The organism is Massilia solisilvae, from assembly GCF_024753215.1.
GTDB classification, from domain to species: Bacteria; Pseudomonadota; Gammaproteobacteria; order Burkholderiales; family Burkholderiaceae_D; genus Telluria; species Telluria solisilvae.
Window position 1 is genome coordinate 609,532 of record NZ_JANUGV010000002.1, and the last position, 10,442, is coordinate 619,973.

Annotated in this window: 10 protein-coding genes; 6 read left to right on the forward strand and 4 right to left on the reverse strand. The window is 62.5% G+C overall.

Going from position 1 to position 10,442, the window contains the following annotated elements; translation table 11 throughout:
* Positions 1-32: 32 nt before the first annotated feature.
* Complete coding sequence (locus NX773_RS10945) at positions 33-329, forward strand: type II toxin-antitoxin system Phd/YefM family antitoxin (RefSeq protein WP_258856358.1); 297 nt, start codon at positions 33-35, stop codon at positions 327-329.
* Positions 304-564 carry a Txe/YoeB family addiction module toxin gene (locus NX773_RS10950; RefSeq protein ID WP_258856359.1) on the forward strand — a complete coding sequence of 87 codons (261 nt, stop codon included), beginning with the start codon at positions 304-306 and terminating at the stop codon, positions 562-564. Before NX773_RS10945 ends, NX773_RS10950 begins: the two co-directional genes overlap by 26 nt.
* A 52-nt stretch (positions 565-616) precedes the next feature.
* Here NX773_RS10950 and NX773_RS10955 read toward each other — a convergent pair whose 3' ends face one another.
* Both NX773_RS10955 and NX773_RS10960 read right to left on the reverse strand, forming a co-directional pair.
* Positions 617-841 (reverse strand): hypothetical protein, encoded by a 225-nt coding sequence (locus NX773_RS10955; protein WP_258856360.1) that lies wholly within the window; start codon positions 839-841, stop codon positions 617-619.
* 112 nt (positions 842-953) lie between these two features.
* Positions 954-1,532 carry a pseudouridine synthase gene (locus NX773_RS10960; RefSeq protein WP_258856361.1) on the reverse strand — a complete coding sequence of 193 codons (579 nt, stop codon included), beginning with the start codon at positions 1,530-1,532 and terminating at the stop codon, positions 954-956.
* A gap of 185 nt (positions 1,533-1,717) precedes the next feature.
* On the opposite strand from NX773_RS10960, the gene icd reads away from it, so the two are divergent.
* Together icd and NX773_RS10970 are read left to right on the forward strand one after the other, a co-directional pair.
* Positions 1,718-2,971: an NADP-dependent isocitrate dehydrogenase gene (gene icd / locus NX773_RS10965; protein ID WP_258856362.1), complete on the forward strand. Its 1,254-nt coding sequence runs from the start codon at positions 1,718-1,720 to the stop codon at positions 2,969-2,971.
* A gap of 169 nt (positions 2,972-3,140) precedes the next feature.
* On the forward strand, positions 3,141-4,529 hold the full coding sequence (locus NX773_RS10970; protein ID WP_258856363.1) for a serine hydrolase domain-containing protein: 1,389 nt from the start codon (positions 3,141-3,143) through the stop codon (positions 4,527-4,529).
* Between the two features lie 64 nt (positions 4,530-4,593).
* Here NX773_RS10970 and NX773_RS10975 read toward each other — a convergent pair whose 3' ends face one another.
* A complete protein-coding gene (locus NX773_RS10975; protein WP_060566744.1) occupies positions 4,594-4,797 on the reverse strand; it encodes a cold-shock protein in 204 nt (67 codons plus the stop codon).
* 341 nt (positions 4,798-5,138) lie between these two features.
* On the opposite strand from NX773_RS10975, the gene clpS reads away from it, so the two are divergent.
* Together clpS and clpA are read left to right on the forward strand one after the other, a co-directional pair.
* Positions 5,139-5,441, forward strand: a complete 303-nt coding sequence (clpS, locus tag NX773_RS10980) for an ATP-dependent Clp protease adapter ClpS (protein WP_258822270.1) — start codon at positions 5,139-5,141, stop codon at positions 5,439-5,441.
* Positions 5,438-7,738 (forward strand): ATP-dependent Clp protease ATP-binding subunit ClpA, encoded by a 2,301-nt coding sequence (gene clpA / locus NX773_RS10985; protein ID WP_258822269.1) that lies wholly within the window; start codon positions 5,438-5,440, stop codon positions 7,736-7,738. Before clpS ends, clpA begins: the two co-directional genes overlap by 4 nt.
* A gap of 156 nt (positions 7,739-7,894) precedes the next feature.
* Here clpA and NX773_RS10990 read toward each other — a convergent pair whose 3' ends face one another.
* Complete coding sequence (locus tag NX773_RS10990) at positions 7,895-10,267, reverse strand: HD domain-containing phosphohydrolase (protein ID WP_258856364.1); 2,373 nt, start codon at positions 10,265-10,267, stop codon at positions 7,895-7,897.
* Positions 10,268-10,442 lie beyond the last annotated feature (175 nt).

Consider the following 10,442-nt stretch of genomic DNA (forward strand, 5'->3'; position numbering starts at 1 on the left):
ACAATGAATTGGACAAGTTCACGAGGTGCCGCATGAGGATCGTCAGCTTTTCAGATGCACGGAACAACCTGCGTGCCGTCATCGATCAGGTTGTGGAGGATGCCGACGTGACGGTGATCGCACGTCGTGACGCCCCGGACGCAGTTGTGATGTCCCTGGATCAGTACAACAGTCTCATCGAAACCGTACACTTGCTCAGTTCCCCGGCGAACGCCGCGCACCTGGGCAAGTCGATCGTCCAGGCGAATGCGGGCCAGGCAAAGCGCCGGGAGCTGGTCGACGTGCGCGACGCCGAGGAGCCGGATGCGAAACCTGAAGTTCACGGATGAAGCCTGGGCCGACTATCTCTACTGGCAAACGCAGGACAGGAAAACGCTCAAGCGCCTGAACCAGTTGGTCGAGGCCGCTGCGCGCACGCCATTTGAAGGAATGGGAAAGCCCGAGCCGCTGAAGGGCAGCCTGGCTGGTTGCTGGTCAAGGCGTATCGATGAACAACACAGGCTGGTCTATCGCGTTACCGCCGAGGACCTGATCGTCCTCTCCTGCCGCTACCACTACCGCTAACGGACGAAAAAAAAGGCAGGACGAGCCTGCCTTTGGTCTGGAACCAAACTGCTTACTTGGTTGCCGGAGCAGCTTCGGTCGAAGCAGCTTCTGCAGCGGCAGCTTTCTTGGCTTTCTTCGCTTTCTTGGCTTTCTTCGGAGCTTTGGCCGGAGCGGCAGCAGCGTCGGTGGCCACAGCAGCAGCCGGAGCCGAAGCGGCCGGGGTGGCAGCCGGGGTCTGTGCGAACGCGGAAACGGCGAACAGGGAAGCAACCAGGGCAGCGACGATCTTGGACATTTTGGTTTCCTTTCGGTTAAGTGAGATTCAAATGAATCTGGGCCATTAACGCGCCGAATTTTTTCCGGGTTGACAGATTTTTTCTGCCGCACCGCAAAAAACTTAATCTGGATTAAGCGTTTCGGCCCGAGCCGCCCGCCACCGCGTCGGCCGGCAGCTCCATCCACTCGCCCGGCATCAGGGGATGGGTCGCCAGCGAGAACGGCCCGATGCTGGTGCGCACCAGGCGCAGGGTCGGCAGCCCGACGGCGGCGGTCATGCGGCGCACCTGGCGGTTCTTGCCTTCCTCCAGTGTGATGGCGATCCAGCTCGTCGGCTTGTCCTTGCGTTCGCGGATCGGCGGGTTGCGCGGCCACAGCCATTGCGGCTCCTCGATGCGCACCGCCCGGCAGGGCCTGGTCACGAAGTCGCCCAGGTCGAGCGGCGCCTGCAGACGCGTCAGCGCCGCCCCATCCACAAGACCGTCCACCTGCACCAGGTAGGTCTTGGCTTCCTTGTGGTCGGGATGCGCGATCTTGTGCTGCAGCCTGCCGTCGTCGGTCAGCAGCATCAGGCCCTCGCTGTCCGCGTCCAGCCGCCCTGCCGGGTAGATGTTGGGAATGTCCAGGTAGTCGGCGAGTGACTCGCGGCCCGCTTGCGGCGTAAACTGGCACAGGACCTGGAACGGCTTGTTAAAGAGGATCAGGGGCATGGGAAAGGTCCGAAACCGGAGGCAAATGCAGCGACAGCGTAGCGCCTGCCCGGATACTGGTGCATAATAAATAAACGCTACGTCTTGTGTCTTATAGAAGACCGACATTGTAATCCAGATCGCAGACCATGCCGGACCGCCCGGGCCGCGTCATTGCCGCCTGCCACGCATTGGGGGAGAACACGATGTACCAACATATCAAAGTGCCAGCCGAGGGCCGGAAGATCACCGTCAACCCGGATTTTTCGCTGAATGTACCAGACACCCCGATCGTTCCCTATATTGAAGGGGACGGCACCGGCGTGGACATCACCCCGGTGATGCTGAAGGTGGTGGACGCGGCCGTGCAGAAGGCCTATGGCGGCCAGCGCAAGATCAGCTGGATGGAGATTTTCGCCGGCGAGAAGGCGACCCGGGTCTACGGCCCGGACATGTGGCTGCCGGGCGAAACGCTGGACGTGCTGAAGGAATACGTGGTGTCGATCAAGGGCCCGCTGACCACCCCGGTGGGCGGCGGCATCCGTTCGCTCAACGTGGCGCTGCGCCAGGACCTCGACCTGTACGTCTGCCTGCGCCCGGTGCGCTACTTCCAGGGCGTGCCGTCGCCACTCAAGCAGCCGGAAAAGACCGACATGGTGATCTTCCGCGAAAACTCGGAAGACATCTACGCCGGCATCGAATGGGCCGCGGAGTCGGAAGGCGCGCGCAAGCTGATCGATTTCCTGGTCAAGGAAATGGGCGTGAAGAAGATCCGCTTTCCGGAGAGCTCGGGCATCGGCGTCAAGCCGGTCTCGCGCGAAGGCACCGAGCGGCTGGTGCGCAAGGCGCTGCAGTACGCCATCGACCACGACAAGCCATCGGTGACCCTGGTTCACAAGGGCAACATCATGAAGTACACCGAAGGCGGTTTCCGCGACTGGGGCTACGCGCTGGCGCAGCGCGAGTTCGGCGCCGCGATGATCGATGGCGGCCCATGGTGCAAGTTCAAGAATCCCAGGACCGGGCGCGACATCATCGTCAAGGATTCGATCGCGGACGCGTTCCTGCAGCAGATCCTGCTGCGCCCGGCCGAGTATTCGGTGATCGCGACCCTGAACCTGAACGGCGACTACATCTCGGACGCGCTGGCCGCGCAGGTGGGCGGCATCGGCATCGCGCCGGGCGCCAACATGTCGGACTCGGTGGCGATGTTCGAGGCGACCCACGGCACCGCTCCCAAGTACGCCGGCAAGGATTACGTGAACCCCGGTTCGCTGATCCTGTCCGCCGAAATGATGCTGCGCCACATGGGCTGGACCGAAGCGGCCGACCTGGTCATCAGCTCCATGGAAAAGGCGATCCTGTCCAAGCGCGTCACCTACGACTTCGCGCGCCTGATGGAGGGCGCGACCCAGGTGTCGTGCTCTGGCTTTGGCCAGGTCATGATCGAGAACATGTAAGGCTTCCAGGCCGGTTACCGGACGGCCCCGGAAGAGCCCCGCCCCTGCACAAGGGGCGGGGCTTTTTTCTTTTGGCGGGACGAAACGCGTATGCATCGAAAATCGCGTGCACAACTAGACTTTTTGTTCTATAAATACGCGTATTGTTACTTTTTGATAAGGAAACGCTATGCGTCATGCCCGAGACCTCGTCATTGCCGGCGCGCTTCTGTCCTGCGGTTCCGCGCTGGCCGCGCCTGACCGCATCGACCAGTACATGCGCGCCCAGATGGAACGCGCCCACATCCCGGCGGCTGCGGTGGCCGTGGTGCGCGACGGGAAGATCGTCAAACTGGCGTCCTACGGGACGGCGGACGTGGAGCAGGGCGTGCCGGCGGGCCCGCATTCGGCATTCCAGATCGCCTCCACCACCAAGCTGCTCACTTCCACGGTGCTGATGCAGCTGGTGGGCGAGGGCCGGATCGAGCTCGATGCACCGGTCTCGCGCTATATAGAGGATGCGCCGGCCGAGTGGAGCACGATGACGCTGCGCCATCTCGTTTCGCACACCTCCGGCCTTCCGCGCGTAGCCGCGCCGCCCGAACTGGCCACGCCGCGCGCCGCCGTCGAATACGCCAGCAAGCAGAAGCTGGCCGCCGCGCCCGGCGAGGTGGCGGCCTACGGCTCGGTCGATTTTTCGATCGTCGCCTATATTATTGAGAAGGTCACCGGCAAGAAGCTCGAACAACTGTTCGCCGAGCGCCTGGCCCGGCCCATGAGGATGGAAGACACGCGGTTTGCCCGTTTCACGTTCTCGCCAAACAAAGATATCGTCCAGACCGAGCTGGTGCCGGGGCGCGTGACTACCTACCAGTGGAAGGACGGCGCCCAATACGGCTACCGCTACCTGTACCCGGCCTACACCTTTGCCGCCGGCGGCGCATTCTCCAGCGTCCACGACATGGCGCAGTTCCTGCGGGGGATCGGCAGCGGCAAGCTGCTCGGCGCGAGCCTGCTGGAACAAATGTGGACCCCGACGCAACTGATGAGCGGCAAGAACGCGCCCTTCGCGGTGGGCTGGACCCGCGCCGATTTTCGCGGTCTGCGCGAGGTCGGCCACAGCGGCGGGCCGGCACTGGCGGACCTGCGCTACTACCCCGAGCAAAAGCTGGGCGTGATCGTGCTCACCAACCAGCGCAAGCTGATGCCGGTGCTGGCGCGCGGCGTCGCCGGCATGGTCTTGCCGGCCGCACCGTTCCTGACCGAACCCGGCATCGCCGACGCCGACCCGGCGCGCACCGCCGCCTTCCGCCGCGCGTTTGCCCAGTTCGCCGAGGGCAGGGTCGACCCGGCACTGTTCGGCGGCGAACTCAAGTCCGATCTGGCGGAACTGGAAGGGATGCTGGCGCTGCAGCTGGGAGCGCTGCCGCCGCTGTCGAAGCTTGTGCTGCTGCAAACCTCGAGCGACAACCGCCAACGCACCTATCGTTCGCTGCACGGCAAGGACGACTCGCTGCGGTGGGTGGTACGATTCGACGAAGCCGGCCTGATCGCCGACCTGGACACGGTGGACGAGTAGGCTTGCGGTGGGGAAGGGCGAAAAAAAACCCCGCTGGTGCGGGGTTTTTTGCTTCCTGATGGAATTACACGCCCTGGATATTGGAAGCTTGCTTGCCTTTAGGGCCTTGCGTGACTTCGAATTGGACTTTTTGACCTTCTTTAAGGGTCTTAAAACCGGCCATATTGATTGCGGAGAAGTGTGCGAACAGATCCTCACCGCCATCATCAGGAGTGATGAAGCCAAAACCTTTGGAATCATTGAACCACTTTACAGTACCAGTTGCCATAAAAGAACTTTCAGATAAAAACAAATCACACGAGCCATAAAAGCAAGAAGCTTCTTGCCCCCTCCTCAGCCTGCTCACTCTTATCAACAAGTACATAGTACCTGTCAATGTCTGCATTGTTGTTGCAACAATCTGAGAAGTCAAGCGCTTTTGAACGCGTGTTGCAAATTTTTCCACATGGCCATGCGGGAGGGGTGCGGCAGGGGCGTGAACGGCCTCTTGATTTCGGCAATCGGGTCGCCATCTGCGCAGTGATCGGAAAACGCGTAAGATGGAAAGCAAACGAGAACGTTCCTGATGTTTACACTTTGCACCATCCTTGAAAGCATTAGAATACGTCCATGGCAACCAAGCACGATACTGAACAACTGCTAGAGCGGCAGACACTCAAGCCGCCCCCTCTGTACCAGGTGGCGCTGCTCAATGACGATTACACACCGATGGAGTTCGTGGTCGCGATCATCCAGGAGTATTTCAACAAGGATCGCGAAACCGCAACGCAAATCATGCTTTCCGTACACCGCCACGGCAAGGGCGTGTGCGGCGTGTTTTCCAAAGACGTAGCGTGTACCAAAGTGGAGTTTGTTTTAACACATGCGCGCAAGGCGGGGCATCCCCTGCAATGCGTGATGGAGGAAGTATGATTGCGCAGGAACTGGAAGTATCCTTACATATGGCCTTTGTCGAAGCGCGGCAGGCTCGGCACGAGTTCATCACCGTCGAGCACCTGCTGCTGGCGCTGCTCGACAATCCGTCGGCCGCCGAAGTCCTGCGTGCCTGCGCGGTCAACATCGAAGACCTGCGCAAGACCTTGACCAATTTTATCGGTGACAATACTCCGACCGTGCCCGGCACCGGCGAGGTGGACACCCAGCCGACGCTCGGCTTTCAGCGCGTGATCCAGCGCGCGATCATGCACGTGCAGTCGGCCTCGAACGGCAAGAAGGAAGTCACCGGCGCCAACGTGCTCGTTGCCATCTTCGGCGAGAAGGACTCGCATGCGGTGTACTACCTGCACCAACAGGGCGTGACGCGCCTGGACGTGGTCAATTTCATCTCGCACGGCGTGCGCAAGGACCAGCAGCTCGACACCCAAAAAGCGTCCGAGGGCGTGGAAGAAGCGCAGGTCGAAGGGCAGACCAAGGAAAGCCCGCTCGACCAGTTCACCCAGAACCTGAACAAGGCTGCAGCCGACGGCAAGATCGACCCGCTGATCGGGCGCGAGGACGAAGTGGACCGCGTGATCCAGATCCTGTGCCGCCGCCGCAAGAACAACCCGCTGCTGGTCGGCGAGGCCGGCGTGGGCAAGACCGCGATCGCGGAGGGCCTGGCATGGCGCATCGTCCAGGAAGACGTGCCCGACATCCTGGGCAATGCCGTCGTGTATTCGCTGGACATGGGCGCGCTGCTGGCCGGCACCAAGTACCGCGGCGACTTCGAGCAGCGCCTGAAGGCCGTGCTCAAGCAGCTCAAGGACACGCCCAACGGCATCCTGTTCATCGACGAGATCCACACGATCATCGGCGCCGGCTCGGCCTCGGGCGGCACGCTGGACGCGTCCAACCTGCTCAAGCCGGCCCTGGCCAACGGCCAGCTCAAGTGCATCGGCGCGACCACGTTCACGGAATTTCGCGGCGTGTTCGAAAAAGACCATGCATTGTCGCGCCGCTTCCAGAAAGTGGACGTGAACGAGCCGTCGGTCGAGCAGACCGTGGCGATCCTGCGCGGCCTGAAATCGCGCTTCGAAGAGCACCACGGCGTGAAGTACTCGTCGTCGGCGCTGTCCACCGCGGCCGAGCTGGCGGCGCGCTTCATCAACGACCGCCACCTGCCGGACAAGGCGATCGACGTGATCGACGAAGCGGGCGCGGCGCAGCGCATCCTGCCGAAGTCCAAGCAGAAAAAGACCATCGGCAAGACCGAGATCGAGGACATCATCGCGAAAATCGCGCGGATTCCCCCGCAGACGGTCAACCAGGACGACCGCAGCAAGCTGCAGACGATCGACCGCGACCTGCGCAACGTCGTGTTCGGGCAAGACCCGGCGATCGACGCGCTGGCCTCGGCCATCAAGATGGCGCGCGCCGGCCTGGGCAAGACCGACAAGCCGATCGGTTCGTTCCTGTTCTCCGGTCCTACCGGCGTGGGCAAGACCGAGGTCGCCAAGCAGCTCGCCTTTATACTGGGCATCGAGCTGGTGCGCTTCGACATGTCGGAATACATGGAGCGTCATGCGGTGTCGCGCCTGATCGGTGCGCCGCCGGGCTACGTCGGCTTCGACCAGGGCGGCCTGTTGACCGAAGCCATCACCAAGAAGCCGCATGCGGTGCTGCTGCTGGACGAGATTGAAAAGGCCCACCCGGACATTTTCAACATCCTGCTGCAGGTGATGGATCACGGCACGCTGACCGACAACAACGGCCGCAAGGCGGACTTCCGCAACGTGATCATCATCATGACCACCAACGCGGGCGCCGAGAGCCTGACGAAACGTTCGGTGGGCTTCGTGGATGCGCGTGCGCAGGGCGACGAGATGGCCGACATCAAGCGCATGTTCACGCCGGAGTTCCGCAACCGCCTGGATGCGATCATCAGCTTCAAGGCGCTGGACGAGGAGATCATCCTGCGCGTCGTCGACAAATTCCTGATGCAGCTGGAAGAGCAACTGCACGAGAAGAAGGTCGAGGCGGTATTCAGCGAAAAGCTGCGCAAGTTCCTGGCCAAGAAAGGCTTCGACCCGCAGATGGGCGCGCGGCCGATGTCCCGCCTGATCCAGGACATGATCCGCAAGGCGCTGGCCGACGAGCTGCTGTTCGGCCGCCTGGTCAACGGTGGACGGGTCACGGTGGACATGGACGACAAGGACAACGTGATCCTCGAGTTCCCGGAAGGCGACGCACTGCCGCCGCCGGCCCCGGCCGAAACGGTCGAGATCGAGTAAGCGGCTGTCTGCCCACAGGAGCCCGCCAAAAACATGGCGGGCTTTTTTTCGCCCGAACGACGTAGGGTGGGCGGGTTTCCCGCCCACGCGTTCAGACGGTGCCTGCGTCGCGATACGCATGCAATAGCTGAACGCGTGGGCAGAAACCTGCCCGCCCTACGACGGATGACCCAAATCAGGCGGCGTAGCCAGGCCTGCCTCGAAGCTGAATTTTCCTGACTTGAACACCGCCAGGCAGGCGTCCACCACGGTCGGGTCATACCAGCTGCCGCGATTTGCCTGGATCTCCGCCAGCGCCGCCGCCAGGCCGAGGCCCGGCCGATAGGGCCGGTGCGAGGTCATCGCCTCCACCACGTCGGCCACCATCACGATGCGCGACTCCAACAGGGTTTCATCGCCCCGCAGCCCCCTCGGATAACCCGTCCCATCCATCCGCTCGTGGTGTTCCAGCACGATGCGGGCGATCGGCCACGGGAACTCGACATCCTTCAGGATTTCATAGCCGGTCTTGGGGTGCAGCTTGATCAGGCTGAACTCGACGTCTTCCAGCCGCCCGGGCTTGTTCAGGATTTCCGAGGGGACCCGGATCTTGCCGACGTCATGCACGCTGGCGGCAAGGCGCAGCCCTTCGATCCGGTGTTCGTCCAGTCCCAGTTCGCGGGCGATCGCCTCGGACAGCATGGCCACGCGGTGCTGGTGGCCCGCGGTGTAGGCATCGCGCATTTCCAGCATGGTGGACAGCGTCTGGATGGACGCGACCAGGCTGCGCTGCAATTGGGCTTGATACTTATCGTTCTCGATGCGAATGCGGTCGCGCTCCGTCCTGGCGGCGATGCTGGCCATCCCGTATGCCAGGTCATCGGCCAGGTCCTTCAGCAGCGTAACCTCGGTCGGTGAAAAGGCGTTCTGCTCCCGCGCGTAGATGGTCAGGGTGCCGAGCACGTCGTCCTGGTGGATCAGGGGAAGCCAAATGCCGGACCCAAAGCGGTCGGCGACGGCGGCCCGCCACGGTTCAAAACTGGCCGCGCCGGGAATCTGGTTGACGACCTGCGCCTGGCGCGTCTTGATCGCTTGCCCGGTGGGGCCTTGCCCGTAGATCGAATCGTCCCATCGGATATCGAGGTCGTCCATGTTGCCTGCGCACCCGTACTGCGAGACCAGCCGGGCGCGTTTGACGGGGGCGTGTTCCAGTTTGCCGACCCATGCGAGCGCGTAGCCGCCGGTTTCCACGGTGACCCGGCACACGCTGTCGAGCAGCGCCTGCACATCGCTTGCGTGGATGAGCTCATCGTTGACGGCGGAAATGACCTGCAATGCCCGGTTCGCGCGACGCAGGGCGATGTCGTCTTCCTTGCGCTCGTGGCTGTCCCAAATGACGCCGACCAGCTTCAGGGCCGTTCCTGCCGCATCGCGCACCACGTCGCCCTGGATCGAGAACCAGCGCCACCTGCCATCGCCCATCTGGACGCGGCATTCCGACTTGTATTGCGGGCCTTCGGCAATGGCGAGCGCGAGCGATGCCGTCACTTCCTCGCGGTCGTCCGGGTGGACGATCTCCAGGAAGCGCTCAAGGCTTGGAACCGTAAAGCCGGCAGGCCGTTCAAAGAACTCCGCGGCTTCCTCCGAATGCGATATTTCCCTGCCGGGCACCATCAGCACCCAGGTGATCATCCGTGCGGCCCGAAGCGCCAGGTGCAGCTCCTGTTCGCGGCGCGCCAGCAGCTGCAGCGTGTCGCCAAGCTGGGTCGCGTCTTCCAGCGTCGTCACCACCGATACGACCTGGCGGTCCTTGAACTGCAGCGGCGCGGCGTTGACCAGCAGTTTCAGCCTGTGTCCCGGCCCGTCGGTTTCCATCCGGAACCCCCGCACCGGTTCGCCGGTCCGCAGGACAGTCATGTGGGGCATGTCCGCCTCGGCCAATGGATGTCCTTGCTCATCGGTGGCGTGGCGTTCGGCGACTTTCGAACGCTGCCCGATCAGCTCCTGCCAACTCATCCCGATCAGGCGCTCGGCCTCGTTGTTGACGAAGGTGATCACCCCATCCTGGTCCCGCACCACCACGCCGACCGGGATCGCGTTGCAGAGCCCTTTCAGGAGCGCATGCGATTCCCTCAGTTCCCGCTCGATACGCTTGCGCTCGCGGATCGCGTATTCCTCGTTGAGGGCGCGGGTGATGACAGGCACCAGCCGGCCAAGGTTGGATTTGAGTACGTAGTCCTTCGCCCCGGTTTTCAGCAACTCGGTCGCCAGCTCGTCGCCCAGCGCGCACGAGACGACAACGACCGGCGCCTCGGGACAGGTCTTCCTGGCCAGTTCGATGGCGGCCCTCCCGTCAAGTCCGGGTGTTCCGTGCTCGACCAGGACGAGATCCGGCGCGAATCCTTCGAGGGCTTGCTGGAAAGAGGCTCTGTCTTCAACGCGCTTGGCTTCGAAGGCAAATCCATCCCTTTCCATCACCGAGGTCATCCGAGCGGCGTCGACGGCGCTCGCATCCAGGATGAGGACTTTGCGTAACTCGTTTCTTTTCATTAATGGTCACCTTGACAGGCCGGCGTCAGTCTAGTCAGGTTTGTAACAGAAAAAACATGACTCCGGTCAAATTTCTGGTAGATGTCAGGACACCAAGACCTTCGGGGCTCATGGCCAACAAATGCGTTTCCGGGCCTGCCACCCGGATGGTGCCTGTGGCAAACTCATGCCTTCG